The 25949-nt window shown below is 62.4% G+C and carries 25 protein-coding genes, 2 tRNA genes and 1 rRNA gene; 19 read left to right on the top strand and 9 right to left on the bottom strand.

What is annotated here, in order from left to right; all coding sequences use genetic code 11:
* Positions 1-45: 45 nt before the first annotated feature.
* Positions 46-450: a CBS domain-containing protein gene (locus MUW49_RS19840; RefSeq protein WP_029314862.1), complete on the bottom strand. Its 405-nt coding sequence runs from the start codon at positions 448-450 to the stop codon at positions 46-48.
* A gap of 159 nt (positions 451-609) precedes the next feature.
* Between MUW49_RS19840 and MUW49_RS19835 the strand changes: the two genes are divergently transcribed.
* On the top strand, positions 610-1314 hold the full coding sequence (locus MUW49_RS19835) for an SDR family oxidoreductase (RefSeq protein WP_039039618.1): 705 nt from the start codon (positions 610-612) through the stop codon (positions 1312-1314).
* Positions 1315-1372: 58 nt separating this feature from the next.
* Here the strand turns inward: MUW49_RS19835 and folK are convergent, their stop codons facing one another.
* Positions 1373-1918, bottom strand: coding sequence for a 2-amino-4-hydroxy-6-hydroxymethyldihydropteridine diphosphokinase (gene folK / locus MUW49_RS19830; RefSeq protein WP_010675982.1), 546 nt, complete (start codon positions 1916-1918; stop codon positions 1373-1375).
* Between the two features lie 125 nt (positions 1919-2043).
* On the opposite strand from folK, the gene MUW49_RS19825 reads away from it, so the two are divergent.
* The 4 genes from MUW49_RS19825 to MUW49_RS19810 all read left to right on the top strand — a co-directional run bounded on the left by MUW49_RS19825 (position 2044) and on the right by MUW49_RS19810 (position 5601).
* A complete protein-coding gene (locus tag MUW49_RS19825; RefSeq protein ID WP_010675981.1) occupies positions 2044-2136 on the top strand; it encodes a YnhF family membrane protein in 93 nt (30 codons plus the stop codon).
* Between the two features lie 102 nt (positions 2137-2238).
* Positions 2239-3651: a HAMP domain-containing sensor histidine kinase gene (locus tag MUW49_RS19820; protein ID WP_045522797.1), complete on the top strand. Its 1413-nt coding sequence runs from the start codon at positions 2239-2241 to the stop codon at positions 3649-3651.
* A 105-nt stretch (positions 3652-3756) separates the two neighbouring features.
* On the top strand, positions 3757-4266 hold the full coding sequence (locus MUW49_RS19815) for a hypothetical protein (protein WP_039039694.1): 510 nt from the start codon (positions 3757-3759) through the stop codon (positions 4264-4266).
* 54 nt (positions 4267-4320) lie between these two features.
* The gene (locus MUW49_RS19810; RefSeq protein WP_010675978.1) at positions 4321-5601 is read left to right on the top strand and encodes a sigma 54-interacting transcriptional regulator; all 1281 of its coding nucleotides are present in this window, start codon (positions 4321-4323) and stop codon (positions 5599-5601) included.
* Between the two features lie 60 nt (positions 5602-5661).
* Here MUW49_RS19810 and MUW49_RS19805 read toward each other — a convergent pair whose 3' ends face one another.
* The gene (locus MUW49_RS19805) at positions 5662-6135 is read right to left on the bottom strand and encodes a DUF1097 domain-containing protein (RefSeq protein ID WP_042014355.1); all 474 of its coding nucleotides are present in this window, start codon (positions 6133-6135) and stop codon (positions 5662-5664) included.
* A gap of 371 nt (positions 6136-6506) precedes the next feature.
* On the opposite strand from MUW49_RS19805, the gene msrP reads away from it, so the two are divergent.
* Both msrP and MUW49_RS19795 read left to right on the top strand, forming a co-directional pair.
* Positions 6507-7517, top strand: coding sequence for a protein-methionine-sulfoxide reductase catalytic subunit MsrP (msrP, locus tag MUW49_RS19800; RefSeq protein ID WP_069784976.1), 1011 nt, complete (start codon positions 6507-6509; stop codon positions 7515-7517).
* A gap of 91 nt (positions 7518-7608) precedes the next feature.
* On the top strand, positions 7609-8262 hold the full coding sequence (locus MUW49_RS19795) for a protein-methionine-sulfoxide reductase heme-binding subunit MsrQ (RefSeq protein WP_113978506.1): 654 nt from the start codon (positions 7609-7611) through the stop codon (positions 8260-8262).
* A gap of 10 nt (positions 8263-8272) precedes the next feature.
* On the opposite strand, the gene MUW49_RS19790 is transcribed toward MUW49_RS19795, so the two are convergent.
* Positions 8273-8521 carry a PepSY domain-containing protein gene (locus tag MUW49_RS19790; protein ID WP_045522788.1) on the bottom strand — a complete coding sequence of 83 codons (249 nt, stop codon included), beginning with the start codon at positions 8519-8521 and terminating at the stop codon, positions 8273-8275.
* Between the two features lie 63 nt (positions 8522-8584).
* Here MUW49_RS19790 and MUW49_RS19785 point away from each other — a divergent pair, with 63 nt between their 5' ends.
* The 4 genes from MUW49_RS19785 to MUW49_RS19770 all read left to right on the top strand — a co-directional run bounded on the left by MUW49_RS19785 (position 8585) and on the right by MUW49_RS19770 (position 11602).
* Positions 8585-8917: a hypothetical protein gene (locus MUW49_RS19785; protein ID WP_244813111.1), complete on the top strand. Its 333-nt coding sequence runs from the start codon at positions 8585-8587 to the stop codon at positions 8915-8917.
* Positions 8918-9004: 87 nt separating this feature from the next.
* Positions 9005-9661 carry a response regulator transcription factor gene (locus MUW49_RS19780; RefSeq protein ID WP_005332666.1) on the top strand — a complete coding sequence of 219 codons (657 nt, stop codon included), beginning with the start codon at positions 9005-9007 and terminating at the stop codon, positions 9659-9661.
* Between the two features lie 31 nt (positions 9662-9692).
* Positions 9693-11039, top strand: coding sequence for a sensor histidine kinase (locus MUW49_RS19775; protein ID WP_010675971.1), 1347 nt, complete (start codon positions 9693-9695; stop codon positions 11037-11039).
* A 101-nt stretch (positions 11040-11140) separates the two neighbouring features.
* Entirely contained in the window at positions 11141-11602 is a 462-nt protein-coding gene (locus tag MUW49_RS19770) for a hypothetical protein (protein WP_010675970.1), read from the top strand.
* Between the two features lie 221 nt (positions 11603-11823).
* On the opposite strand, the gene torA is transcribed toward MUW49_RS19770, so the two are convergent.
* Both torA and MUW49_RS19760 read right to left on the bottom strand, forming a co-directional pair.
* Positions 11824-14304 (bottom strand): trimethylamine-N-oxide reductase TorA, encoded by a 2481-nt coding sequence (gene torA / locus MUW49_RS19765; protein WP_113978510.1) that lies wholly within the window; start codon positions 14302-14304, stop codon positions 11824-11826.
* A 22-nt stretch (positions 14305-14326) separates the two neighbouring features.
* Positions 14327-15457 carry a NapC/NirT family cytochrome c gene (locus MUW49_RS19760; protein WP_109422366.1) on the bottom strand — a complete coding sequence of 377 codons (1131 nt, stop codon included), beginning with the start codon at positions 15455-15457 and terminating at the stop codon, positions 14327-14329.
* A gap of 298 nt (positions 15458-15755) precedes the next feature.
* Here MUW49_RS19760 and MUW49_RS19755 point away from each other — a divergent pair, with 298 nt between their 5' ends.
* Positions 15756-17765 (top strand): DNA topoisomerase III, encoded by a 2010-nt coding sequence (locus MUW49_RS19755; protein WP_109422365.1) that lies wholly within the window; start codon positions 15756-15758, stop codon positions 17763-17765.
* A gap of 72 nt (positions 17766-17837) precedes the next feature.
* Here MUW49_RS19755 and MUW49_RS19750 read toward each other — a convergent pair whose 3' ends face one another.
* Positions 17838-19193 carry a TrkH family potassium uptake protein gene (locus tag MUW49_RS19750; RefSeq protein WP_041211921.1) on the bottom strand — a complete coding sequence of 452 codons (1356 nt, stop codon included), beginning with the start codon at positions 19191-19193 and terminating at the stop codon, positions 17838-17840.
* Positions 19190-19843 (bottom strand): TrkA family potassium uptake protein, encoded by a 654-nt coding sequence (locus MUW49_RS19745; RefSeq protein WP_010675965.1) that lies wholly within the window; start codon positions 19841-19843, stop codon positions 19190-19192. Before MUW49_RS19745 ends, MUW49_RS19750 begins: the two co-directional genes overlap by 4 nt.
* A 125-nt stretch (positions 19844-19968) precedes the next feature.
* Between MUW49_RS19745 and murB the strand changes: the two genes are divergently transcribed.
* Positions 19969-21006 carry a UDP-N-acetylmuramate dehydrogenase gene (murB, locus tag MUW49_RS19740; RefSeq protein ID WP_109422364.1) on the top strand — a complete coding sequence of 346 codons (1038 nt, stop codon included), beginning with the start codon at positions 19969-19971 and terminating at the stop codon, positions 21004-21006.
* A complete protein-coding gene (birA, locus tag MUW49_RS19735) occupies positions 21003-21968 on the top strand; it encodes a bifunctional biotin--[acetyl-CoA-carboxylase] ligase/biotin operon repressor BirA (protein ID WP_010675963.1) in 966 nt (321 codons plus the stop codon). The genes murB and birA overlap by 4 nt, the downstream gene beginning before the upstream one ends.
* 76 nt (positions 21969-22044) lie before the next feature.
* Here the strand turns inward: birA and coaA are convergent, their stop codons facing one another.
* Entirely contained in the window at positions 22045-22983 is a 939-nt protein-coding gene (gene coaA / locus MUW49_RS19730) for a type I pantothenate kinase (RefSeq protein WP_029314861.1), read from the bottom strand.
* A 263-nt stretch (positions 22984-23246) separates the two neighbouring features.
* Here coaA and MUW49_RS19725 point away from each other — a divergent pair.
* The 5 genes from MUW49_RS19725 to MUW49_RS19705 form a co-directional block, all read left to right on the top strand.
* Positions 23247-23331: transfer RNA gene (locus MUW49_RS19725), tRNA-Tyr, on the top strand.
* A gap of 38 nt (positions 23332-23369) precedes the next feature.
* Positions 23370-23444 (top strand) — tRNA-Gly (locus tag MUW49_RS19720).
* Between the two features lie 172 nt (positions 23445-23616).
* Complete coding sequence (gene tuf / locus MUW49_RS19715) at positions 23617-24801, top strand: elongation factor Tu (protein ID WP_005306325.1); 1185 nt, start codon at positions 23617-23619, stop codon at positions 24799-24801.
* Positions 24802-24914: 113 nt separating this feature from the next.
* Positions 24915-25457 (top strand): D-glycero-beta-D-manno-heptose 1,7-bisphosphate 7-phosphatase, encoded by a 543-nt coding sequence (gmhB, locus tag MUW49_RS19710; RefSeq protein ID WP_113979299.1) that lies wholly within the window; start codon positions 24915-24917, stop codon positions 25455-25457.
* Between the two features lie 402 nt (positions 25458-25859).
* Positions 25860-25949, top strand: a 16S ribosomal RNA gene (locus tag MUW49_RS19705); the annotation flags it as partial.

Here is a 25949-nt window from a genome sequence, read left to right as displayed (position 1 = left end):
GAGCGGGAGGGTAGTCGGCATGAAACGTGTGCGAGGTGGCCTGCCTCAGGTTGCCTGACACTGTTTCATCTGGGTGTTGAGGGCCTGCATCACCTGACGACGGCTGATGATGCCCGTCACCTTGCCTCCCTCCATTACCGGATAGACCTTGGGTCTGGCCCCGGCCATCTGGCGGGCGAGATCCACGATGTTGTCATCAGGAGAGACGAACAGCGGGGTCCGGCTCATCAGATCTTCGACCAGAGTACGGGTGTCGCAGTGATAGCTGCCCGTGAGCAGGGCGGGAATGCAATCCTGCTCGGAGAGAAATCCGACGAGGTGCTGATGGTCATCCAGTACCGGCAGGCCCCCCAGGTTTGCCCGATGGAGTCTGTCCAGCGCCTCGGCCAGACCGAGGCCGGGGTGCAGTGAGTGGGTCAATGGCTGCATATGATCGCGAATTTGTAGCATGATGGTGGCTCCATGGGGGTCGATGGGGCCACTATGCCCGGTAGCTGTGACACGGGGCCAATGGGTTTTGCCTCGGACATCGATAGGTCATGGCCGATGAATGGGCCCTCCGTGCGATCCTGCATGGATCGGGGAGGGCGACAACCACAAGGAGAGTGTATGCGTGCATTGGTAACGGGCTGTGGCCGTCGCCTGGGATTCTATCTGTGCGAGCAGCTGGTGGCCGCTGGCTGGCAGGTGACGGGCAGCTATCGCAGCGAACGGCCCGAGCTGGATCGTCTGCGAGACGTGGGCGTCGAACTGGTACAGGCGGACTTTACCCGGGAAGAGGAGGTTGGCGCCGTGGTGACGGCGCTGGCGGCCCATGAGGATCTTGCCCTGATCATCCACAATGCCTCCGCCTTCGAGCCCCAGGCGGCGGATCCTGCGGTGCAGCTGGCCCAGTTTGATCAGTTCTACCGGGTACACATGGCGGCTCCCTTCCAGCTCAACCGGGCGCTGGCCCCCGCCCTTGCCCGCCAGCCCAACGGGGGCATCATCCACATCACCGATATCTACATCCATGCCCCGGCGCCCCAGTTTGCCGCCTACGTGGCCACCAAGGCGGGAGCCCATTCCCTGGCCATGAGCTTTGCCCGCGAACTGGCGCCTGCCGTGCGGGTCAACACCATAGAGCCTGGCCCCATCCTGTTTCTCGACGAGCACGGGGATGACTGGCGCCAGCAGGTGCTGGCGAAGACGCCGCTGGCGCGGGAAGGGGGTCTGGAGCCCATCTGGCAGGCGGTACAGATGCTGATGAAGAACGACTACATGACCGGGGCCAGCATCCGGGTGGACGGGGGGCGCGCCCTCGCCGTCATCTAGGGCAAGGCGGGCCGCCATGACATGAGGCGCCTTTGGGCGCCTCATGTGTGTGAACGGCTCAAGGGTGCCGGATGGCGGCGTGCCGGGAAGGGGGGCCGGGGTGGCCATTGCCGGGAAGCAGGGCCTCGTCTTGCTGGCAGAGATGGATGGGGGCCTGGCCGATGCGCTGCTTCGCAAACACCTTGCTGCCCGGCAGGCCGAGGGTCACCTTGCCGGAGTCCACACTGCCGCCCTGATACATCTCCGCCAGCAGATCCCCCAGGTAGGCATCCACCCCGGCCTCGGCGAAGTCATCCCGTTCGCCGCAGGCCAGTATGTCGATGTCCAGTGGCCTGTCCGCCACCTTGCACAGGGGGTTGCTGCGATCCCGGCCATGGGCCAGCTCCATGGTGACAAACTCGGCCTTGAGCTGGACGGGGGAGAGGTCGCTCTGGACGACGAACAGGCAGTTGAGGAAGTCGTGGCGCGAATGCATGCCCACGGGTTTGGTCTGGATGACGGAACTCAGGTGAAGGCGACCAAAGCGGGCCAGCAATTCGGCGACGACCTGACTGACGTGCAGGGCGGGGTCGAGATTGGATCCAATGCTACAGAGGTAAAACATGCTTTCCATTCCTTGGGTTGGGCTCGTCTGAAATATATACGCAGCTCACGGTTATGGGATTCACTATGAATTAACATGTCGTTATCTGTTGTGATCCAACGCTGATTGGCAGAAAGGAGGTTTGCATGAGCGTAGAAATGAAATGGGCACTGTTGGCCGCGTCAGGGGCCCTTGCCATGATCATTGTCATCTGTGTGGCGTCCGTCGGCCTGGCGTGAATCCGGCCTCGGTGAGCAATCAAACCGGCTTTATGGCCGGTTTTGCTTTTTGGGGCAGTGCGGATATGCTGGCTCCCCCATGACGAATCGAGACCGCAGAAGATGACCAAGGTTCGGCCCCGCTCCCTGCTCCAGGTAGTACTGATGGGCTTCGTGCTGGTGCTGATGCCCCTGGGGGGCATGATCTGGCACGACAGTCAGGCGCTCTCCCACCTGGGCCAGCTCACCAGCGACGAGATGGAACGTGCGGTGCGGGACACTCGCCGGGCGACGCTGCTCTCCACCCAGGCCATCGATCTGGAGCGCACCCTGCGCCGCTATGCGGTCCTGGGTGATGACCGCATCCTGGCCAGCTATCGGCAGCAGCTGGTGCGCTACCGGGAACTGCTCGCGACCCATCAGGACTCCATTCCGGATGCCGAGGTCTACGGAGATCTCGAGGCGACGCTGGTCTGGCTCGACGGCCTGCAGGATCTGCGCAAGGCCAGGCAGGAGGCGACCAGCCCCCGTTTCACCGACTTCAACGAACTGAACCAGCAACTGGAAGTGGTCACCCGCAGCCAGGTGGATGATCACGTGACCCGCATGCGGGGCGCCATCGTGGAGCTGAAACAGCAGATCTGGTGGGTCAGCGGCTTCGTGGTCGGGCTCAGCCTGCTGCTGGTGTTGCTCTTTACCTACCTCATCATCCACCCGGTACGTCAGATTGAGTCGCGGATCCTGAGTCTGGGCGCAGGCGTCGAGCCGGATCAGCGCCCGGTGGACGGCCCGGCCGAACTGGTGCTGCTGGGGGAGAGGATCAGCTGGCTGCACGACAAGCTCAAGGAGCTGGAACAGCAGAAATACCAGTTCCTGCGCCACGTATCCCACGAGCTGAAAACCCCCCTTGCCGTGCTGCGGGAGGGGGCTGATCTGCTTTCGGAGCAGCTGGTGGGGCCCCTCAACGGGGATCAGCAGGAGATCTGCCAGATGCTGGAGGAGAACAGCCGCCGTCTGCAGACCCTGATCGAGCGGCTGCTCGACTTCAATCGCCTCAGCCAGCAGGAGGTGTTCACCCTGTCCGAGGTGCCCCTGGCGCCCTTGTTGTCAGACTTGTCCGAAGAGTACCGGCTCGCGCTGGAATCCAAGCAAATCAGTGTACACTTGCCGCCCGAGCCCATCAGCCTGCGGGCAGAGCCCTACCGCCTGCGACTCATCCTCGACAATCTCTTTTCCAACGCGGTCAGCTATGGCGCCAGGGGCGGACAGATCTGGATCCGCGCCGGGGCGGGGGCAGGCGGCGGCTGGCTGGAGGTGGCCAACGAAGGGCCTGTCATCCCGCCAGACGAGCGGGAGCGCATCTTCGAGCCCTTTGAACAGGGCAGCATAGTGCGCCAGGGATTGCTGAAAGGCTCCGGCATGGGCCTCTCCATTGCCCGTGAGTCTGCCATGAGCCTGGGCGGCGAGCTCAGACTCATCGAGGATGCCCAGGCGGATGTCTGTTTCCGGCTGGATTTGAACGTGCGCCCGAGCTGACGGGCGTGGCGGCGACCCCGCAGGTGCGGGTGGCGCCTTGACACCGAATATTGAGAGGAGCGGGCAGGTGCCTGTTCCCCACCAGGATCTGAAGTGACATTCAAGATGAAACGATTTGTGATTCCCGTATTGATGATAGGCCTGCTCGCTGGCTGTTCCCTGCTGCCTTCTACCAGCCTCACCGAGCCTTCCCAGGAGGCGATCGCCAGGCGGATGGAGTTTGCCAACAAGGAGATGCAGGTGCGCCTGCAATACTCGGACTGGCTGCTGGCCAGCCATCCCCAGCAGCGGATGCAGGAGCGCCAGCGACTGGCCGGCGCCACCGACCTCGAGAGCCGGGTCAGCCTGGCCATGGTCAACACCCACCCGTCCGAATCGGTGGCCAGCCGCCGGGCCGGGCTGGATCAGCTGAAGGCTCTGTTGCCGGAGCTCGGTCTCGATGCCCAGGCCTTCCTGCGCAGCTGGATCGCCCTCGGGGAGGAGCTGCTGGTGCGAGACAGCCGCCGCGACGATCAGAGTCAGGAGGTGAAGCGTCTACGCCAGCAGATAGAGCAGCTCTCCGCCATCGACGAGCAGCTCAACCAGCGTAAGCTCAATGGGGGAGGTCAGCCATGACAGCTCCGGACCGCGCCGCAATGACCGCGTTTTTCGCCAAGAGGGGGTGAGAGCATGAGCCGTATTCTGCTGGTGGACGATGATGCCAGCCTGCTCAAGCTGATGAGCATGCGCCTGCGCAGCCAGGGTTACGAGGTGGATACCGCCGACAGCGCCGAAGGAGCGCTGGACAGGCTGCGCCAGCAACGGGCCGACCTGGTGCTGAGCGATCTGCGCATGGGGGGCATGGACGGGCTGGCGCTGTTCGAGCGGATCCAGTCCCAGTGGCTCGGCATGCCGGTGATCATCATGACCGCCCACGGCACCATTCCCGACGCCATCCAGGCGACCCGCTCCGGGGTGTTCAGCTTCCTCACCAAGCCCATCGACAAGGACGAGCTGCTGGTCACCATAGAACATGCTCTCAGCCTGACCCGTCCGAAGCAGCAGCAGGAGTGGCAGTCCCTCATCCAGACCCGCAACCCGCAGATGGAGCAGTTGCTGATCCAGGCGAGCAGCATCGCCACCATGGACGTGCCCGTGCTGATCCTGGGCCCCTCCGGCGCCGGCAAGGGGGTGATGACCCAGGCGCTGCACCAGGCCAGCCACCGCCGCGACAAGCCGCTGCATACCATCAACTGTGCGGCTCTGCCCTGGCCCGCGCTGGACTTGCAGCTGTTTGGCGAGGATGGCCAGTCCGGCCTGTTTGCCGAGGCCAAAGGCGGCACCCTCTTCCTCGACGAGATAGGGGATCTGTCGGAGTCACTCCAGGCCAAGTTGCTCCAGGTGCTGGCGGAGTATGGTCAGGGTACCCCCGAGGTGCGGGTCATCAGCTCCAGCCATCAGGATCTGGTGACTGCCATGGAAGAGGGGCGTTTTCGCGAGGATCTCTTCTACCGCCTCAACGTGGCCAACATCACCCTGCCGCCGCTGAGCGCCCGCAGCGAGGACATCCCCCTGCTGGCCCGTCAGGCGCTGGACGATTACCGCAACCGTCACCCCGATTGCGCCGCCCTCGGCTTCTCGCCGGAGGCGCTGGCCCTGCTGGCCGCCGCGGCCTGGCCGGGCAACGTGCGCCAGCTCTGCGGGGTGGTGGAGCAGCTCGCGAGCCTCTGCTGCAGCCCGGTGATAGGCGCGGCCATGGTGGAGTCGGCCCTGAGTGGCGGCGGTGGCGGCATTCCCTCGTTCAACGAGGCGCGGGCCGAGTTCGAGAAGGAGTATCTGATCCGGCTGCTGCGCACCACGGAAGGCAATGTGACCCTGGCGGCCAACATGGCGGGGAGAAACCGCACCGACTTCTACAAGCTGCTGAATCGGCACGGCATCGAGGCGGCCAACTTCAAGTCGAAGGGATAAATGACAGAGGGGCGGCCCGTCGATGACGGGCCGCCCCTCTGGTTTCCGACAGAATCGGCCTCAGGCCGGGTCGCTGACGCCGCCGGTGGAGAGGGTCTTCTGGGAGAGCCAGAGGCCGCTCGCCTTCATCAGATAGCCAAACAGGGCGCCGATGATGAGGGAGGGCAGAATGAGCCGCCACTCGCCTGCGGCGCCGAAGGTGGCACAGCACCCGGCGAAGGTGCCGGGAATGTAGGCGAGCCACTGCTGCCTGGCCTGCACGCACATCAGGGTGGCCACCACCCCTGTCATCAGATAACCCGCCATGCCGGCCCCCCACCAAGTCTCCCCGTGGATCAGCAGGAGTGCCCACAGCATGCCGGTGGTGTTGCACAGCAGGGTCTGCAACAGCGCCTTGTAACCGCCACTCGAGGCGAAGTAGCTGGTGCAGCCGAGGAAGCCGACCCAGGAGATGAGACCGAGTGCGGCGGCCAGTCCACCCCAGACGGCGGAGAGGATCCCGGTCGTGATGGCGATGGCGAACAGTGGGCTCATGGCGTGACTCTCAGTGGTTGAATCCGGAAAAGGAGGCAGCCTACTCCGCGGTAGAGCGGCAGCAAGCGGGGGCCGGATTGTGTGTGATCCCGATCACTCTTTGCAACTCTGGAATACGCTTGCGCTCGCGAAAAAAATTCATTGGAGGCGCCGCAGACCTTGTTCCATAGTTAGAGGCCCTGTCCTGCTCATGGAGTGAGTCTGATGGTGCCAAACGTGATCGTTCCTCTGCTGGTGTTCGTAGTGCTCTTCCTGGCCGGTACCATGGCCAAGGCACTGCCCCTTTACCAATTCATGTAATTCTGTGTGAAATAAAACTCGGCCGGGGCGGGTCTTATGGTTGTCAACCTCATCGTCCCGGGAGTTTTTTCATGTTGATCAAGCGCCGTACTTCTCATCACCCCACCGAACAGGATGTCACGCCGGAAACCGTCTATCAGGATCGTCGCCGCATCCTGAAAGGGCTGGGCCTGGGCGTCGGTGCCGCCACCCTGGCGTTTCCGGTGAAGGCCAGCCTGCTGGATCTCTTCGCATCGGACAAGCCGGCCCCCGTGGCCCCCACCAGACCCCTCGACATCCGTGCCGCGACCCGGCCAGAGGGATTGATCCTCACCCCGGAGGAGAAGGCCACCACCCACAACAATTTCTACGAGCTGGGGACCGACAAGGGGGATCCGGCCCGCAACGGCCATTACCTCAAGCCCGAGCCCTGGACCCTGAAGGTGGAAGGGGAGGTGGCCAAACCCTTCACCCTGGATGTGTGGGATCTCATCAACAAGAGCACGCTGGAGGAGCGCATCTATCGGCTGCGCTGCGTGGAGGCCTGGTCCATGGTGTTGCCCTGGAGCGGCATTGCGCTGGCGGATCTGATCCGCCGTGCCGAGCCCACCAGTCGCGCCAAGTTCGTGGCCTTCGAGACGCTCTATGATCCGGAACAGTTGCCGGGGCAGGCCTCCCGTGCCCTGGGGGGCGGCATCGATTATCCCTATGTGGAGGGCTTGCGCCTCGACGAGGCCATGCACCCCCTCTCCTTCCTCGCCATGGGGCTCTATGGCAAGACCCTGCCCGCCCAGAACGGAGCTCCCATCCGACTGGTGGTACCCTGGAAATACGGCTTCAAGAGCATCAAGAGCATCGTCTCCATCCGCCTGGTGGAGGAGATGCCCCCCACCACCTGGAACCTGCTGGCCCCCAACGAATATGGCTTCTACGCCAACGTCAACCCGAACGTGGATCACCCGCGCTGGAGCCAGGCGAGCGAGCGTTTCATCGGCGAGGGGGGCATCTTCGGGGCCAAGCGACAGCCGACCCTGATGTTCAATGGCTACGGCGACGAGGTGGCGTCCCTCTATCAGGGGATGGATCTGCGTAAATGGTATTGAGACTGACGCGCTGTCCGACTGATCTCTTGCCCCCTTTTCCCCTGGTGGGAGAGGGGATGAGAAGCGGGAAAAACATGACGGGAACTGCAATATGACGCCGAGACTGAAAACAGCCCATGTCAACGGCTTGCGGGCGCTGGTGCACCTTGGTTCGCTCGGCTTTCTGCTCTGGCTGGGCTATGCCGTGCCAGCCGGGCTGCTGGGGGGGGATCCGGTCCAGGGGCTGACCCATTACCTTGGCAAGGGGGCCCTCCACCTGCTGTTGCTGACCCTGCTGGTGTCGCCGCTCGCAAAGCGCTGGCGCCAGGGGCAGCTCATCAAGCTGCGCCGCCCCCTCGGGCTCTGGTGCGCCGCCTGGGCGTCCCTGCACTTCATGGTCTGGCTGGGGCTGGATCTGCAGTTCGACTGGGGGTTGATTGGCGGCGAGCTGGTGAAGCGCAGCTACATAGTGGTGGGCATGGTGGCGCTGCTGCTGTTGCTGGCGCTGAGTATCACTTCGATCCCGGCCCTGTTGCGTCGCATGGGGCCGGCCTGGCAGAAGCTGCACAACTGGATCTACGGGGTGGCTCTGCTGGTGCCGGTACACTACTGGTGGTCGGTCAAGAGCGGGTGGCAGGAGCCCCTCATCTATCTGGTGCTGGCCTGCGCCCTGCTGTGGCCCCGCCGGGAGAAGCTGCTGCGCCCCTGGCGCAGGCGAGCGCAAGTGGCCGGGAGGGGGGCGGCGCAACAGCCGTCACGCCCATAGCAAAAGAGGCCTATTCGGCCTCTTTTTTGGTGATCTCGCCGGTGTTGGCATCGACCTGCAACTGGACGCGCTGAGCGTCGGCATTCAGGGTATCGACCTCGAATTTGTCCCCTTCCAGCTCCACTTCCCGAATGTCGTGATACCCTTGTGCCAGCAACAACTTGACCAGTCCGGCCATGTCGAGACGTGTCTGCGCCGCCCAGCCAAAGGTGGAAAAGAGGCACAAGATCAGCAGGATACTGCGTGGGATCATATTCATTCCGGATTCATGGCTGGCACACTATAAACGGCATTATGTTAGGTTTTGAGAGATGAATCACCCATGAATAGCGCGCTGCCCCTGCTTGGATTGCTGCTGCCGATGCTGGTTCAGGCGGCCCAGCCGAACGAGGCCTTGCTGCAACAGGCGGTCAGCGAGGGGCGGGTCCGCCCTTTTCATGAGTTGATGGAGGTGGCCTCCCGCCTGCCGGTGCGCGTGCTGCGCGTCGATCTGGGTGAGGAGGATGGCGTCTGGCTCTACGAGCTCAGGCTCATCGACGAGGAGAACAGCGTCATCAAGGTGGGCTACCGGGCTGACAATCTGGAGATGGTGTGGTTCAAGGGTCACCATCTGGAGCGCCTGTTCGCTCCGCGCCCGCCCCCGGAAGAGGAGTAACGGCGTGAGTCCGCGAACCTACCGCCGTCCGGTTCGTCCCCCCAACCGTTGCCGATGCCGGCACAACCCTGTTTTGGATACCCATGTATGCGCATTCTGATAGTTGAAGATGAAAAGATCCTCGCGGGCCAGCTGGCGGAACAGCTGCGTCTGTCCGGTTTCGTCACCGATCTCTGCCACGATGGCAACGAGGCGGGCTTTCTCGGAGAGACCGAACCCTATGACGCCATCATCCTGGATCTCGGCCTGCCCGGTCGCGACGGCCTGAGCGTACTGAAGGAGTGGCGCAGCAAGGGGATGGACACTCCGGTGCTGGTGCTGACCGCCCGTGGCCAGTTGCACGAGAAGATTGAAGGGCTCAACGCCGGGGCGGATGACTACCTCACCAAGCCCTTCCAGGTGGCGGAGCTGGTGGCCAGGGTGCAGGCCCTGGTGCGCCGGGCGGCGGGGAACGCCAGCTCCATCCTCGAGATCGGTGGCGTGCGTCTCGACATGGCGGCGTCCCAGGTATGGTACGAAGGGACCCCCATCAAGCTCACCGCCCACGAGTTCCGGGTGCTGGGCTACCTGATGCAGCACAGGGGCAAGGTGGTGTCCCGCAGCGAGCTGATCGACCACATCTATGCCCAGGATTTCGATCGCGATTCCAACACCGTGGAGGTGTTCATCGGCCGCATTCGCAAGAAGACCCACGCCGATCTCATCGAGACGGTGCGCGGCCTCGGCTACCGGATCAACGAATGACACCCTCGCAACCGATGGCGGGGTGGGTTGAATGAGGCTGGTACGCACCCTGCGAGGTCGGCTGGTGGTGATCGCCATGGTCTGGTGCGGTCTCTTCCTGTTCGCCACCGGCTTCAGCCTGCAGACCATGATGCGCAACTACTGGCAGGAGGCGGAGGCCGATGGCCTGCGCCTGCAGCTCTACGATCTGCTCTCCCGCCTCGAGATCCAGCCGGACGGCATGCCGGTGGTCACCGAGCCCATGGCCGACCCCCGTTATCGCCAGCCCTACTCCGGCTACTACTGGCAACTGGAGCTGGGGGAGACGGTGGTCAGTCGCTCCCGCTCCCTGTGGGATGCCCATTTGAGTGCCCACGGCCTGAAGTCGGCCTTCGGCGATCCGGATCTCTTTGTCGGCAAGGGGCCCAACAAGGAGCCCCTGCTCATCATGACCCGTACCGTGCTGCTGCCGGGGTCTGATCGGGTCTTCACCCTGGTGATGGCCAAGGACAGCAGCGCCCTGACCCAGACCCTGAAGAAGACCCGCATCAGCCTATTCCTCGGCCTCGGCTTCGCCGCCACCGGCCTGGTGCTCGGCTTCATGTTCCAGATCCTCTACGGCCTGCGCCCGCTGCACCTGCTGCGTCGCGAGCTGAGCCGCGTCCATCAGGGTCATCAGGAGGGATTCCGGCTGCGCTACCCCCTGGAGATCCAGCCGCTGGTGGAGGACATCAACCGCCTGCTGCACCACTATGGCGAGCTGCTGCAACGAGCCCGTTCCCACACCGGCAACCTGGCCCACGCCCTCAAGACGCCGCTCAGCATCATGCGCAACCAGGTGACCCAGTTGCCGCCGGAGGATCAGGCCGCCCTCGGCGAGCAGCTCGACCAGATCCAGCGCCACATCGACTACCACCTCGGCAAGGCGCGGGTGACCGGCGCCGCCAAGATCCTCGGGGTGTCGACCCCGGTGCGGGCCCGGGTGGAGTACATCTGCCGCGCCTTCTCCCGCCTCTATCCCGGCAAGACGGTGGACTTGCAGGTGCCGGTCAATCTGGCGGTCGGAGTGGAGGAGCAGGACTTCGACGAGATGGTGGGCAACCTGCTGGAGAACGCCTTCAAGTGGTCCGCCAGCGAGCTGCGCATCTCCAGTGCCGAGCTGGGGGGCTGGATCACCCTGCGCATCGAGGACGACGGCCCCGGCATGAGCGAGGATCAGATCGCCAAGGCGGTGCTGCGGGGGGTGCGCCTCGACGAGAAGGTGCCGGGCTCGGGCCTTGGCCTCAACATCGTCTCGGATCTCGCGGAAGCCTATCGCGGCAGCCTCATCATGGGGCGGGCCGAGCTGGGGGGGCTCGCCGCTTCCCTCTCCCTGCCCAAGGTGGCCAGGGTCGAGTGATGGGGCTCCCCGTCGGGGGCCCCTTTTGTGCCGCCGTGCTGGCAAGGGTGCGGCACCCGGCATAAGATACGTCTCTTGTTTCAGGTGTAGGAAGGGTAGCAATGACTGACGATCCTTGGGCTTTGTGCCATCTCGATGATTCGTTCGATGCCTCGGTGCTGGGCACCAAGGGGGCCCAGATCCAGTGGTTCGAGGACAGGGATGCCCTGATCCAGTTCCTGCTGGAGGATTTTGTCGACCTGCTGGCCGACGTGGGCGAGCTGGACGAGGATCAGACCGAGAGCGCCCGCGAGCGCTTCACCCTGCTGGTGGAGCAGAGCCTGGATGATCGCACCCTGATGGATGCTATCAACGATCTCGCCTCCGGCCTGCGCCGCATTGCCTGGCTGGGGCCCCTCTCCGAACTGGCGGAGTTGAGCGACGACTTCGCAAGCGGGCTGCGAGCCTTCTTCTGGAGCCAATATGACGGTGACGAGGATGACCCCGAGGCCTGGGTGCCGGAAGATCTCTGGCCCCAGCTGGTGGAGTGTGCCGAAGAGTACATGGTGGAAGGAGACTTCTGAGCCACCTTGTCCGCGCTCTGGCTGCAAGGCGGGTGGAGTGTGCCGAAGAGTACATGGTGGAAGGAGACTTCTGAGCCACCTTGTCCCCACTCTGGCTGCAAGGCGGGTGGAGTATGCGGAAGAGTATATGGTTGAGGGTGACTTGTGATTCTGAGCCACACCACAAACTGCGATAAGAAAACGGCGCCTCTATGGCGCCGTTTTGTCTACATGCAACCGCCTCAGCCGTTGGCCGGTACCTCGTGCGCCGTGTTGGCTAGCACTGGCCCGATATACTTCTCTATCTGCAATTGGGCCATGTGGCCGCAGTTGCCCTGGGCCAGACTGGACGAGCCCTCGTCGAAGGTGAGGCAGTTGACGTTGCCGTTCTTGCAGATGCTGCCCGCTTCGCCCGGCTTGGCCGGATCGTACCAGGCCCCTTCACACACCCGCACTACCCCGGGCCGGATATCGGCGGAGATCAGGGCCCCCACCAGGATCTGGCCGCGCTCGTTGAAGGCCCGCACCAGATCGCCATCCTGGATGCCGCGCGCCTTGGCGTCGTCCGGATGGATCAGGATCGCCTCCCGATCGGCGATGGCGAACTTGTCCCGCAGCGGGGTGTTGTCGAGCTGGGAGTGCAACCGCTGGGTCGGGTGGGAGGTGTTGAGCGACAGCGGATAGCGCGCCGCCACCTCGCTCTTCACCCACTCCTTGGGCTCATACCACTTGGGATGACCGGCGCAGTCGGCATAACCCATCCCCGCCACCGTGTTGGAGAAGATCTCGATCTTGCCGGACGGGGTACCGAGCGGGTTGAGCAGCGGGTTCTCGCGAAAATCGGCGTGACGGATCCACTGGCGGTTGGCCTCCGGGATCGGGAAGCGGATGTAGTTGTTGGACTCCCAGAACATGTTGAACGGCGGCAGCGCTACCCGGGCACCACGGGCCTGCGCCGCCATGCCGTCGTACATCTGCTTGAGCCACAGCATCTCGTCCTTCCCTTCGGTGTACTGCTCCTGCACACCCAGCTTGGCGGCGATGGCGCTGAAGATGTCGAAGTCGTTGCGGGCTTCAAACTGGGGCGGCACGCACTGGTGCATCGGGAACACATAGCGCTGGGAGTAGTCGCCCCCCATCTCCAGATCATTGCGCTCGTAGCTGGTGGTGACCGGCAGCACGATATCGGCGTGCTTGGCGGTAGCGGTCCAGTAAGGCTCGTGAACGATCACGGTCTGCGGTTTGCGCCACGCCTTGACCAGGTTGTTGGTGTCCTGGTGGTGGTGGAAGGGGTTGCCGCCCGCCACGTAGACCAGTTTGATGTCCGGATAGGTCACCTTGCGGCCGTTGAAGTCGATGGTCTTGCCCGGGTTGGCGAGACAGTCGGCGATGCGGGCCACCGGGATGGGGGCCGGGCTGTTCTTCGGGGCATTGCCGGCGGAGATACCCGCCAGAATGCCGCCCTTGGCGCTGGGGCTGCCACCGGAGGAGTAGTGGTAGCTGAAGCCGTAGCCGCCGCCCGGCAGGCCGATCTGGCCCAGCATGGAGGCCAGAGTGACCAGCATCCAGTTCGGCTGCTCCCCGTGGTGCTGACGCTGCATGCCCCAACCGGCCATGATCATGGTGCGCTTGGCGGCCATGTCGAGGGCCAGTTGGCGGATCACCTTGGCATCGACGCCGCAGACGCTGCTCGCCCACTCGGCGCTCTTGGGCTGGCCATCCTCCTTGCCGAGCAGATAGGCGAGGAAGGTGTCGAAGCCCACGGTGTAGCGATCGAGGAAGGCCTGATCGTGCTTCTTCTCGCTGTAGAGGGTGTGAGCGACACCCAACATCATGGCCACGTCGGTATAGGCGTTCGGGGCAATCCACTCGGCGCCGACCAGCTTGGCGGTCTCGTTGTAGACGGGGTCGATGCTGATGACCCGGGTGCCTTTCTCTTTCAGCGCTTTGAAGCCCGCTTGACCTTCGTGATCCGGCATGTTCCAGCTGTTCTTCAGGGTGACCTGGGCGTTGACCCCCCAGAGCACCACCAGTTCGGCGTGCTCCACCACGTTGGGCCAGGCGGTCTGCTGCTCGTACACCTCGATGGAGCCCATCACGTGGGACATGATCACCTGAGCCGCGCCGGTGGAGTAGTCACCGGCATAACCGGTGAAGCCGCCCGAGAGGTTCATCAGGCGGTGCAGCAGGGTGCGGCTGTTGTGGAACATGCCGACACTCTTCCAGCCGTAGGAACCGGCGTGGATCGCCTGTGGGCCGAAATCAGACTGGACGCGCTGGATCTCGCCGGCTACCAGTTCGATGGCCTTCTCCCAGCTCACTCGCACCCACTCGTCGGCACCGCGCAGCTCCGGTCTGGTACCCGGGCCGTGCTCCAGCCAGCTCTTGCGCACCATGGGGTACTTGATGCGGTTCTTGGCGTGGACCTGGAACGGCGCCATGTCGATGAGGTCATTCGGTGCCGGATCGTCGGCCACCGGCTGGACCCGCACCATGCGGCCCTCGGAGACGATGGCCTCGAAGGCTCCCCAGTGGGCGCCGGTCAGGATGCCTTTCTGGGCGGGCACCAGGGTGGGGAACTGCTCAAGGGCCGTGCTGACGGCCTTGGCCAGGGCGCTTTTCGGGAAGAGACCAGCCAGCAGGGGCAGGGCGGCACAGGCCCCCAGCCCCTTGAGCAGAGTACGGCGGGAGAGGTTGGTCTGTTGGTCATTGAAAAAAGTCATGGGAGAGTCCTCTGTTCCTGCCTTAATGGGCCGCGCTCATGTCGCTGGCGTGTTTCTGCACGTATTGGGTGAGCATGCGCGCCTGCTCCGGGGTGAGGGAGGTACGGGACTCCATCCCCTTGATGACGCCGATCCACTGGTTGGCGTTGAAGTGATCCAGCGCGGTGAGGCCGTGACAGCCGGTGCAGTTGTTGGACATCAGGGTGGAGGCGTATTGCCACAGCTTGTCCTGGTCGCCGATGAGCTGGCTCTGGTCGACCCAGGCGGTCAGGCTGACCTGATGCCAGGTGAGGTTGGTGGCGCTGTCGGTTTCGCTCTTGCCGGTCACGAGGGCTTTTCTGGCGGCCTCGCCGACCAGCACGCTCAGGATCCGTTTGCCGGGGGCGGCGTAGAACACCTCGCTCACACCGTCCTGCTGCCAGCCGTCGATGCGCACCTGGGCGCGGCCGTTGTCGTTGGCCAGCACTTCCACCTGGGTAGAGGGCATCAGGGTGCCTTCGTCAGTCTTGGCGCCAGCATCCAGATAGAGCGGGGTGGTGGCGATGGCATAGCGGGTGGTGACGGTTGCCGGGGTCTGGGCCGCGGCGGCGGCCAGTTCGCTGGCACCGGCGGCGGCCAGGCCGCTCATGTCCGGCATGATGTGGGCAACGCCGCGGTGACAGTCGATGCAGGTCTGACCCTCCTTGATGGCGACCGGGTGCTCGGCGCGGGCATTGGGGCGTTGGGCCAGGATGTCCATGGCGGCGTAGCTGTGGCAACTGCGACAGGTGGCGGAGTCATTGGCCTTGAGCTGATCCCACACGGTCTGGGCCATGCGCAGCTTGTGGGCCTCGTATTTCTCCGGGGTGTCGAGGGTGCCGATCGCCTCGTGATAGATGTCCTTCACGGCGCGGATCTTGGTCCAGAGATAGGCGGCGGGTTCACTGGGGATGTGGCAGTCGGCGCACTCGGCGCGGATCCCCTTCACGTTCTGGAAGTGGACACTGCCCTGATACTCGGCGAGGGGGGTCTGCATGGAGTGGCAGGAGACGCAGAACTCGGTGGAGCTGGTCTTGTGCAGCACGGTGACGGTGACGCCCAGTGCGGCGATCCCCAGCAGGGCCCCGAGCAGCAGAAGCCAGAACCAGGTCTTTCTCAACAGTTTTCCAAGCATGGTGACGGTGTCCTTCGAATTCGGGTATTACCAATATAGTAGTAGTCCCAAGATTCAAAGGGTTGACCTCGGTCATGGTTTTAATTTCGACATATAATTGATTTTTGGTTTTGTTATTTGTTTTGTCATGATTTTTTGAATTTAAATCTCACTTTACCCATCCAGTGGGAGCGGGATGTGCTGTGGTGAGAGCGATGCCCAAGCCGGGGCGAGGAGGCAGTACGCCACCCCGGGGCTTGGGGTTTGTGGCGAGAGGATTGTATACTGTTCACATATACAGTATTCAGGTGTATCCATCATGCGACTCTTTATCGCCGAGAAACCCAGCCTTGGCCGCGCCATCGCCGATGTCCTCCCCAAACCGCACAAGAAGGGGGATGGTTTCATCGAGACGGCGCAGGGAGACGTGGTGACCTGGTGCATCGGCCACCTGCTGGAGCAGGCCGAGCCCGATGCCTACGATGCCGCCTACAAGCAGTGGCGCATGGAATCCCTTCCCATTGTCCCGACCCAGTGGCAGCTGGTGGCCAAACCCAAGACCAAGGCCCAGCTGGCCGTCATCAAGGGGCTCATCAAGCAGGCGGACTGCGTGGTCAACGCCGGTGACCCGGACAGGGAAGGGCAACTGCTGGTGGACGAGGTGATCGACTTTCTCGGTTATCCCAAGACCAAACCGGTTCAGCGCTGCCTCATCAGCGATCTCAATCCCCCCGCCGTGCGCCGCGCCCTCGACAAGCTCAGGGACAACAAGGAGTTCGTGCCGCTGGCGGTGTCGGCGCTGGCCCGTAGCCGTGCCGACTGGCTCTATGGCATCAACATGACCCGGGCCTATACCCTGCTTGGCCGCAAGGGGGGTTGCAGCGAGCTGCTGTCGGTGGGCCGGGTACAGACCCCCTTACTCGGTCTGGTGGTGCGCCGGGATCTCGAGATCGAGGCCTTCGTCCCCAAGCCGTTCTACGAGGTGATGGCCCATCTGCTGACCCAGGGCAACGAACGCTTTACCGCCAGGTGGCTGCCATCGGAGGCCTGCCTGCCCTGGCAGGATGAGGAGGGACGGGTGCTCAACCGGGCGCTGGCCGCCAAGGTGGTGGAGCGGATCCAGGGGCAGCCTGCCTGGGTGGAGGCGGTGGAGGAGCAGGCGCGCAAGCAGGCGGCGCCGCTCCCCTACAACCTCTCCAGCCTGCAGATCGACGCTGCCAAGCGCTTTGGCATGGATGCCAAGCGGGTGCTGGATATCTGCCAGAGCCTCTACGAGCGGCACAAGCTCATCACCTATCCCAGATCTGACAGCCGCCATCTGCCGAGCGAGCACTTCAACCGGGCCGGCCAGGTGCGGGAGGCCATCGCCAGCACGGCCCCTGCGCTGGCCAGGGCGGTCGCCGAAGCGGATGGCAGGATCCGCAGCAAGGCGTGGAACGACAGCAAGGTGGATGCCCACCACGCCATCATTCCCACCGAGAAGAGGGGGAACGAGGGGAGCCTGGGGGCCGACGAGGCGAAGCTGTACGGCCTGATTGCCCGCCAGTATCTGCTGCAGTTCTACCCGCCGTTCGAGTACAACGACAGCAAGGTGTTGCTGCGCATCGCCGGAGGGCTGTTCCAGGCCAAGGCGCGCCGCATCCTCAAGGCGGGCTGGAAGGCGCTGCTCGGAGTGGAAGAGGATGACGAGGAGGAGGCGGGAACCCTGCCTGCCCTGAAAGAGGGGGAGGAACTGCTGTGCGAGCGGGGGGAGCTGCTGGAGAAGATGACCCAGCCCCCCAAGCCGTTTACCGATGCCACCCTGCTGGCCGCCATGACCGGCATCGCCCGTTATGTGCAGGATCCCGAGATCCGCAAGACCCTGCGGGAGACCGACGGTCTGGGCACCGAGGCGACCCGGGCCGGGATCATCGATCTGCTGTTCAAGCGCCGCTTCCTGGTGCGCCAGGGCAAGAGCATCAAGGCCACCCCGACCGGGCGAGCCCTGGTCCAGGTGCTGCCCACGACCGCCACGACACCGGACATGACGGCACTGTGGGAGCAGAGTCTGGGTCAGATCGCCGAACGTCACGGCAGCTACCAGCAGTTCATGGGGCCGCTCACCGAGCAGCTCAACGGCCTGATCGAGGGGGCGCGGCAGGATTCCGGCGCCAGCTTCAGCGCGCTGCCCAAGGCGGCGCCCGGTGACAGCAAGCAACGCTTTGCCCGCCGCAAGCGGACTGGGTCCACCGCCGCACGCCCCCGCACGAGCACGGGCAAGAGTGCTCGTGCGGGGAAGAGCCCTGGAAAGAGCACTGGTAAGGGGACGACCAGGGGCAAGGCTGCCTGAGGCTGGCGAGCGCCGTGATCACATAGAAAAGAAAGAGGGGCCAGTGGCCCCTCTTTGCATGGATGGAGCGGCTTACCCCGTGTAGACGCTCTCTTCCGGATAACGGATGCGGGTCTCCACTGGGCGGGCCAGCATGATGGCCAGGGTGAGGGGCCCCAGACGACCGCAGATCATCACCAGCACCAGGATCAGTTTGCCCGGTTCGCTCAGAGAAGCGGTGATGCCGGTGGACAGTCCCACGGTGGCAAAGGCCGAGATGGTCTCGAACATGATCTTGTCGAATGATTGCGACTCCGTGAGCATCAGCAGGAACATCGCCAGCATCAGCACCATGGTACTGACGATGATGATGGCCAGGGAGCGGGTCACTATCTGGGGTGACAGGGTGCGGCCGAAGGCGGTGACATGGGGGCGCTTGGTCAGAAACGCCCGGGTCGCCAGCAGGACGACGGCAAAGGTGGTGACCTTGATACCGCCCCCGGTGGAGGTTGCCCCGGCACCGATGAACATCAGCATCATCATGAACAGCAGGGAGGCCGGTACCATCTGGCCGATATCCACCGTGTTGAAGCCCGCCGTGCGCGCGGTGGCCGACTGGAAGAAGGCTGCCAGCCACTGGCTCCCGAAGGAGGCGTTGCCCAGGGTGCCAGGGTTGTTGTGCTCCAGCAGCCAGAACATCAGGGTCCCCAGCAGCAGCAGGGCAGGGGTCATCAGCAGCATCAGCTTGCTGTGCAGTTTCAGCTTGCGCCAGCGGCGGTTGCGCACCAGGTCGACGATGACGGTGAAGCCTACCCCCCCCAGGATCAGCAGGGCCGGTATGGTCAGGCTGATGATGGGGTCATCCCGGTAGTCCATGAGGTTGTTGGCAAACAGCGAGAAGCCGGCGTTGTTGAAAGCCGACACCGCGTGGAAGAAGCTGACGTAGAGGCCGTGGCCCCAGCCCATGTCGGGCACCCAGCGAATGGCCATGATGGCGGTGCCGATCAGCTGGGCAATCAGGGCGAACAGGACGATGCGTTTCACCAGCTGGACGATGTTGACGGATCCCTCCTGGCCCAGTGCCTCCTTGGCCAGCACCTGCTGGCGCAGCCCGACCCGCTTGCTGAACATGGCGATGAGCAGCAGTGTCATGGTCATCTGGCCGAGACCACCAATCTCCATCAATATCAACAGGATGATCTGCCCCTGCAGGGTGAAGGCGGTGCCGGTATCCACCACCCCGAGGCCGGTCACGCTGATGGCGGAGGTGGCGGTGAACAGGGCGTTGATGACGGTGACCTCACCCTTGTGGCTGGAGGGCTGGACCAGAAACAGGGTGCCAACCAGCAGGATGATGAGGAAACTGCCCAGGATGAGCTTGGCCTCGCTCCAGCGGGAGTTATCTTCCCGATGCAGGGTGAAGGCGTAGTTGCTGCGCCAGTTGATCATAGGGTGTCGAGCCAGTGATCGATGGCGTGCTTGTTGCCGGCCAGGATCAGGATGTCACCGAGTTGCAGCTCCATCTTGCCGGTCAGGACGTTGTGCAGCACCTCACCCCGCTTGATGGCCAACAGCTGGAAATCGCTTTGCTGCAGCAGGCGTAAGTCGGCCAGGGTGCGGGTGTTTTGCTGCAAGCCGATCACGAACTCGGTCAGCACCATGTCGTGACCCAGCTCCAGGTAGTCGAACAGCCGGTTGTCCAGCATGCTCTGGGCCACCCGGCGGCCCATGTCCCACTCCGGGTTGATCACCTTGTCCGCGCCTACCTTCTGCAGGATCTTGGCGTGGAACTTGTCGCGGGCCTTGACCCAGACCTTCTTCACGCCCGCCTCTTTCAGCACCAGCGTGGTCAGGATGCTGGTCTCCAGGTTGTCGCCGATGGCGACAAAGACGATGTCGAAATTCGCCAGGCCCAGTTCGGCGACCGTGGCCTCGTCGGTGGCATCGGCCACGATGACGTGGTTGCAGAGGGTGGCTATCTGGCGGGTCTTGCTCTCGTCGATGTCGATGGCCAGTACCTCGGCATTCTGGCGCTGCAACTCTTCGCACAAGGCGCTGCCAAACAGGCCCAGGCCGATGACGGCGAATTGATTGTTCATGCATGCTTCCTCAGCGGGATGAAGGGGTTACTCTACTCCAGAGCCCTGAGTCCGAAAAGTGTCCGGGTTTTTTGTGCCGGGGGATCTGGGGTAAACTGCGCCCTTGTCCTTGTCGGAACACACAGATGAAACTCACCCCCCACGCCTCCCTGTCGACCCTCAATACTCTGGGCCTGGATGCACACTGCCTCTGGCTGGCCGATGTGACCCGGCCGGATGATCTCGCGCAACTGCGGACCAACCCGGAGTTGGCCACCTTGCCGCGCCTGGTGCTGGGAGGAGGAAGCAACATCCTGTTCTGCGATGACTTTGCCGGTCTGGTGATCCACAACGGCCTGAAAGGGATCACGCTGCACGAGGAGTCCGAGCACTGGCTGCTGCACGTGGCGGCAGGTGAAAACTGGCACGAGCTGGTATGCCACGCCCTGCAACAGGGCTGGCACGGGCTGGAGAACCTGGCACTCATTCCTGGGACGGTCGGGGCGGCCCCGGTACAGAACATCGGTGCCTACGGGGTCGAGCTGGCCAGCGTCTGTGCCTACGTGGAGGCGTTCAACTGGCAGAGTGGCGAGGTTGAGCGCATCGCGGCGGCCGATTGCCGGTTCGGTTACCGTGACAGCATCTTCAAGCACGACTATCAGGACTCCCATTTCATCACCGCCGTCGGTCTGCGCCTGTCCAAGGCATGGCGTCCGGTCGCCGGTTATGGCCCGCTGGCGGCGCTGGGGGATACCCCTTCGCCACAGGCCATTTTCGACACCGTCTGTGCCACCCGCATGGCCAAGCTGCCGGATCCGGCGGTGCTGGGCAACGCGGGCAGTTTCTTCAAAAACCCTGTGGTGCACGCTGCCCTGGCCGAGACCCTGAAACAGCAATACCCGCAGATGCCTTGCTACCCCGCAGCAGAAGGGCAGGCAAAGCTGGCTGCTGGCTGGCTCATCGATCAGTGCGGTCTCAAGGGGTTTGCCATCGGTCGTGCCGCCGTCCATCAGGAGCAGGCGCTGGTGCTGGTCAATCTGGGGGGCGCCAGCGCCATGGAGCTCATCGCGCTGGCGGCCCACGTCCGCGACAGCGTGGAACACCAGTTCGGTGTGGTGCTGGAACATGAGGTGCGCTTCATGGGGCGCAGTGGTGAAACCTGGCTCGACGAGGTACTGGCATGACCCTGACCCCCGTCAGACAGACCCTGATCACCCTGCTGAGCGATGGCCAGTTCCATTCCGGTGAGCAGCTGGGCGAGCGCCTTGGCATCAGCCGGGCGGCGGTGAGCAAGCACATGGCCGCGCTCAAGGATCTGGGGCTGGATCTCTTCAGCTTGACCGGCAAGGGCTATCGGCTGGCGGTGCCCATGGCCCTCTATGACGAGGGGCGGCTGCAGGCAGAGGCACCGATGGCACCGGTGCACTGCTTCCCAGTCATCGACTCCACCAACCAGTACCTGCTGGAGCGGGTCAACACCCTGAGCTCCGGGGAAAGCTGTCTGGCCGAGTGCCAGACCGCCGGGCGGGGACGTCGTGGCAAACCCTGGGTTTCTCCCTTCGGTTGCCAGCTGATCCTGAGCATGTACTGGCGGCTTGAGCAGGGCATGGCGGCCGCCATGGGGCTGAGTCTCGCGGTCGGCGTGGCGGTGGTCGAGGCGCTGGAGTCCCTCGGTTATCCCGGGGTGGAGCTCAAGTGGCCGAACGACCTCTATTACCAGGGCCGCAAGCTGGCGGGCATCCTGGTGGAGATGAGCGGCAGTGCGGGTGCCAGCTGCCATCTGGTGATCGGAGTCGGCCTCAATCTGGCGATGCCGAGTCGGGAGGGGGAGAAGATCGATCAGGCCTGGTCCGAGCTGCGCCATATCCAGCCCGAGCTGGTGGATCGCAACGAGCTGGCCGCCTGCGTGCTGCTGCACCTGCAGCAGGCCATGCAGACCTTCGAACAGACGGGACTGGCGAGTTTCGTCGAGAGCTGGAACCGGCTCGACCACTTCGCCGGCCAGCCGGTGAAGCTGCTGATGGGAGAGCAGGTGATCCGCGGGATTGCCCGGGGGATCGACGAACGCGGAGCCCTGCGTCTGGAGACGGAAGAGGGGCTCAAGTTCTATCTGGGAGGGGAACTCTCCTTGCGGCGGGGGGACTGAGCCCATACGCTCATGAGGACTGAATGAAAGAGGGGGCCTGCGGGCCCCCTCTTTCATGTATGCACAGCGACAGTGGTCACTTGCGCAGCTTGATCTGCTCGATGGCGTGCTCGTTGCCCTTGGTGAGGATGAGGTTGGCCCGCTCCCGGGTCGGCAAGATGTTCTCTTGCAGATTCAGGTAGTTGATATCCTGCCAGATGTTGTTGGCGATCTCGGTCGCCTCGCTCTCGGCCAGCTTGGCGTAGTGGTGGAAATAGGAGTCGGGATCCGAGAAGGCGCCGCTGCGGAATTTGAGAAAACGATCGATGTACCAGGTGCGCAGCAGCTCGGCATCGGCATCCACATAGATGGAAAAGTCGACGAAGTCCGACACGAACACGCGATGAGGGTCCTGGGGATAGTCCATGCCGCTTTGCAGCACATTGAGCCCTTCCAGGATCAGGATGTCCGGCTGCTCCACCACCTTCTTCTCGTCGGGCAGGATGTCATAGATGAGGTGGGAGTAGACGGGGGCCTCGACCTTCTCGTGGCCGGCGCGGATATTGGCGACAAACTCCACCAGATGGCGGATGTCATAAGACTCGGGGAACCCCTTGCGGCGCATCAGGCCACGGGCTTCCAGCTCCTTGTTGGGAAACAGGAAGCCGTCGGTGGTGACCAGCTCCACCCTGGGGTGCTCCGGCCAGCGCTCCAGCAGTGCCTGAAGGATACGGGCCGTGGTGCTCTTTCCCCCCGCCACGCTGCCGGCGATACTGATGATATAGGTGCCCTTGCCGCGGGACTGACCGAGAAACTGTTCCAACACCCGGCTGCGGCGCTGCTTGGCCTTGACGTAGAGATTGAGGAGACGGGAGAGGGGCAGATAGATCTCTTCCACTTCCCGCAATGACACCTTCTCGTTGATCCCGCGCAGGGTCTGCAGATCGTGCTCGGTCAGGGTCAGGGGGACCGCATCGCGCAATAACGCCCATTGTTCGCGGGTGAATTGCAAATAGGGGTTATGCTCTGTCGTCATGGTGTCATCACTGTTTCTTGGGCAGGGCGACCATACACCAAGGGATCGGGAGCGACAAGGGACGCGTCCGGTCGGGACGGAGAAGGAGCGTTTTTTTGCCTGGATCCCGGCATAAATGCACATTTTGCAAGGTGCAATGGTTGCATCCCCAAAATCCTTACCATAAAATGCGCGACGCTTGGATGTCTGTCGTCTATTTGCCGAGCAAAAGCGACAAAAACAACGGGTGCAAGCAGAATTACCGTTGTGGCATTTATGCAACTGGAGGGGTTCCCGAGCGGCCAAAGGGATCAGACTGTAAATCTGACGGCTCTGCCTTCGAAGGTTCGAATCCTTCTCCCTCCACCATATTTCTCTGCGGTTTGAGTTCTTTGGGTTAGAGAAATGCGGGCATCGTATAATGGCTATTACCTCAGCCTTCCAAGCTGATGATGCGGGTTCGATTCCCGCTGCCCGCTCCAAGATGCTGATATGGCTCAGGTAATTCTGAGAGCCACACCTTAGGGTGAGTTCGGCAATCGAACCAGCCTGTCAGCACCAACCTCTCTACTCCCCTTGATTCAAATCCATCATATAAACTGTTCTGTGGTTAGCTTGCCACCGCGTACTCAGCGTTAGTTTAGAGGGACGATCATGTCTAAAGAAAAATTTGAGCGTAATAAACCGCACGTTAACGTGGGTACCATCGGCCACGTTGACCACGGTAAAACCACCCTGACCGCCGCCATCACCAACGTGCTGGCCAAGCACTTCGGTGGTAAAGCTTTCGCCTTCGACCAGATCGACAAGGCACCGGAAGAGCGTGAGCGTGGTATCACCATCAACACCTCCCACGTAGAATACGACACTGCAACTCGCCACTACGCCCACGTAGATTGCCCGGGTCACGCCGACTACGTTAAAAACATGATCACCGGTGCTGCCCAGATGGACGGCGCAATCCTGGTAGTAGCAGCGACTGACGGCCCGATGCCGCAGACTCGTGAGCACATCCTGCTGGGTCGTCAGGTAGGCGTTCCGTACATCATCGTGTTCATGAACAAGTGCGACATGGTAGATGACGAAGAGCTGCTGGAACTGGTCGAGATGGAAGTTCGCGAACTGCTGTCCGAGTACGACTTCCCGGGTGATGACCTGCCGGTAGTCCGTGGTTCCGCACTGAAAGCGCTGGAAGGCGAAGCTCAGTGGGAAGAGAAGATCCTGGAACTGGCTGGCCACCTGGACACCTACATTCCGGAGCCGGAGCGTGCGATTGACCAGCCGTTCCTGATGCCTATCGAAGACGTATTCTCCATCGCAGGCCGTGGTACCGTAGTAACCGGTCGTGTAGAGCGCGGTATCGTCAAGGTTGGTGAAGAAGTGGAAATCGTTGGTATCAAAGATACCACCAAGACCACCTGTACCGGCGTTGAAATGTTCCGCAAACTGCTGGACGAAGGTCGTGCAGGTGAGAACGTTGGCGCACTGCTGCGTGGCGTGAAGCGTGAAGACGTAGAGCGTGGTCAGGTACTGGCCAAGCCGGGCACCATCAAGCCGCACACCAAGTTTGAATCTGAAGTGTACGTGCTGTCCAAAGAAGAAGGTGGTCGTCACACTCCGTTCTTCAAGGGCTACCGTCCGCAGTTCTACTTCCGTACTACCGACGTGACCGGTACCATCGAACTGCCGGAAGGCGTAGAGATGGTAATGCCGGGCGACAACATCAAGATGGTTGTTACCCTGATTGCCCCGATCGCGATGGACGACGGTCTGCGTTTCGCCATCCGTGAAGGTGGCCGTACCGTAGGTGCTGGTGTTGTAGCCAAAGTTATCGCTTAATCGATACTTTATATACACACATGAAAGGGGTGGCTTCGGCCACCCCTTTTACTTTTGGGGCTTTAAATGGCCTGTGAGATACTTTTGCGAAATCATCTATAGAGGTAGTTGCTGTGAGTAAACCCGCCATTTTTCTGGATCGCGATGGTGTCATCAACAAAGACACGGGTTATGTCAGCCAGGTTGATGACTTCCATTTTCTGCCCGGGGTGATTGAGGCCATGCAATTGCTGAAGAAAAAAGGCTATTTGCTGGTCGTGGTGACCAACCAATCCGGCATTGCCCGTGGTTACTTCACTGAAGATGACTTCATGAACCTGACCGAGTGGATGGATTGGTCATTGGCCGATCGGGATGTGGATCTCGATGGTATCTACTTCTGCCCCCATCACCCGGCCCACGGTGCCCCCTGCGACTGCCGCAAACCCGAACCGGGTATGTTGTTGCTTGCCCAGCGGGAGCTCGGTATCGATATGAGCCGCTCTTATATGGTGGGTGACAAACCTTCAGACTTGAAGGCGGCCATCAATGCCAAGGTCGGTCACAAGATAATGGTCAGAACGGGTAAGCCGATTACTGATGCGGGGATTGAACTGGCCGATGCCATCTACGACAACCTGCATGATTTTGCCGTTGCAGCGCCTGTCGCAGGCTGATTTCGCTGGATTAAGATGCTTTTTGGTGGCTTTGTGAGCGATCGAACGATGAAAGCCATCTTTTTGCAATTATCTCCTTGTCAGAACGAATTTGCTCCCTATAATGCGCCTCCATCGACAGGGCAAGCGGCAACGCAAACAACCTCGTCGGTAACCTCGAAAAAGCCTCGTAAAATAAGGCTTGACTCGAGAAGGCGGTTGAGTAGAATGCCACTCCCGCAGCAGCCAAAAGCTGCGTCGCTCTTTAACAATTTGAATCAAGCAATCTGTGTGGGCACTCACAGCATAGAGCATCAAAAACAATTTTTGATATCAATGTCTGATGAAGTGACCAAAGCAACTTTTTAGTTGCAGCAGTTAATTCAGCAATTCATTGAGCCGCCTTAACAGGCAACCAAACTTAAATTGAAGAGTTTGATCATGGCTCAGATTGAACGCTGGCGGCAGGCCTAACACATGCAAGTCGAGCGGCAGCGGGAAAGTAGCTTGCTA

It is taken from the genome of Aeromonas sp. LsrichE-8G (assembly GCF_022869435.1).
In the GTDB taxonomy this organism is placed as follows: Bacteria; Pseudomonadota; Gammaproteobacteria; order Enterobacterales; family Aeromonadaceae; genus Aeromonas; species Aeromonas caviae.
This window is presented reverse-complemented; position numbering and strand designations above follow the sequence as displayed.

What these genes read in the sequence shown, in the direction of transcription:
- MUW49_RS19840 (WP_029314862.1), bottom strand. Translation starts at nt 450, where the DNA reads ATGCTACAAATTCGCGATCATATGCAGCCATTGACCCACTCACTGCAC.
- MUW49_RS19835 (WP_039039618.1), top strand. Translation starts at nt 610, where the DNA reads ATGCGTGCATTGGTAACGGGCTGTGGCCGTCGCCTGGGATTCTATCTG.
- folK (WP_010675982.1), bottom strand. Translation starts at nt 1,918, where the DNA reads ATGTTTTACCTCTGTAGCATTGGATCCAATCTCGACCCCGCCCTGCAC.
- MUW49_RS19825 (WP_010675981.1), top strand. Translation starts at nt 2,044, where the DNA reads ATGAGCGTAGAAATGAAATGGGCACTGTTGGCCGCGTCAGGGGCCCTT.
- MUW49_RS19820 (WP_045522797.1), top strand. Translation starts at nt 2,239, where the DNA reads ATGACCAAGGTTCGGCCCCGCTCCCTGCTCCAGGTAGTACTGATGGGC.
- MUW49_RS19815 (WP_039039694.1), top strand. Translation starts at nt 3,757, where the DNA reads ATGAAACGATTTGTGATTCCCGTATTGATGATAGGCCTGCTCGCTGGC.
- MUW49_RS19810 (WP_010675978.1), top strand. Translation starts at nt 4,321, where the DNA reads ATGAGCCGTATTCTGCTGGTGGACGATGATGCCAGCCTGCTCAAGCTG.
- MUW49_RS19805 (WP_042014355.1), bottom strand. Translation starts at nt 6,135, where the DNA reads ATGAGCCCACTGTTCGCCATCGCCATCACGACCGGGATCCTCTCCGCC.
- msrP (WP_069784976.1), top strand. Translation starts at nt 6,507, where the DNA reads ATGTTGATCAAGCGCCGTACTTCTCATCACCCCACCGAACAGGATGTC.
- MUW49_RS19795 (WP_113978506.1), top strand. Translation starts at nt 7,609, where the DNA reads ATGACGCCGAGACTGAAAACAGCCCATGTCAACGGCTTGCGGGCGCTG.
- MUW49_RS19790 (WP_045522788.1), bottom strand. Translation starts at nt 8,521, where the DNA reads ATGAATATGATCCCACGCAGTATCCTGCTGATCTTGTGCCTCTTTTCC.
- MUW49_RS19785 (WP_244813111.1), top strand. Translation starts at nt 8,585, where the DNA reads ATGAATAGCGCGCTGCCCCTGCTTGGATTGCTGCTGCCGATGCTGGTT.
- MUW49_RS19780 (WP_005332666.1), top strand. Translation starts at nt 9,005, where the DNA reads ATGCGCATTCTGATAGTTGAAGATGAAAAGATCCTCGCGGGCCAGCTG.
- MUW49_RS19775 (WP_010675971.1), top strand. Translation starts at nt 9,693, where the DNA reads ATGAGGCTGGTACGCACCCTGCGAGGTCGGCTGGTGGTGATCGCCATG.
- MUW49_RS19770 (WP_010675970.1), top strand. Translation starts at nt 11,141, where the DNA reads ATGACTGACGATCCTTGGGCTTTGTGCCATCTCGATGATTCGTTCGAT.
- torA (WP_113978510.1), bottom strand. Translation starts at nt 14,304, where the DNA reads ATGACTTTTTTCAATGACCAACAGACCAACCTCTCCCGCCGTACTCTG.
- MUW49_RS19760 (WP_109422366.1), bottom strand. Translation starts at nt 15,457, where the DNA reads ATGCTTGGAAAACTGTTGAGAAAGACCTGGTTCTGGCTTCTGCTGCTC.
- MUW49_RS19755 (WP_109422365.1), top strand. Translation starts at nt 15,756, where the DNA reads ATGCGACTCTTTATCGCCGAGAAACCCAGCCTTGGCCGCGCCATCGCC.
- MUW49_RS19750 (WP_041211921.1), bottom strand. Translation starts at nt 19,193, where the DNA reads ATGATCAACTGGCGCAGCAACTACGCCTTCACCCTGCATCGGGAAGAT.
- MUW49_RS19745 (WP_010675965.1), bottom strand. Translation starts at nt 19,843, where the DNA reads ATGAACAATCAATTCGCCGTCATCGGCCTGGGCCTGTTTGGCAGCGCC.
- murB (WP_109422364.1), top strand. Translation starts at nt 19,969, where the DNA reads ATGAAACTCACCCCCCACGCCTCCCTGTCGACCCTCAATACTCTGGGC.
- birA (WP_010675963.1), top strand. Translation starts at nt 21,003, where the DNA reads ATGACCCTGACCCCCGTCAGACAGACCCTGATCACCCTGCTGAGCGAT.
- coaA (WP_029314861.1), bottom strand. Translation starts at nt 22,983, where the DNA reads ATGACGACAGAGCATAACCCCTATTTGCAATTCACCCGCGAACAATGG.
- tuf (WP_005306325.1), top strand. Translation starts at nt 23,617, where the DNA reads ATGTCTAAAGAAAAATTTGAGCGTAATAAACCGCACGTTAACGTGGGT.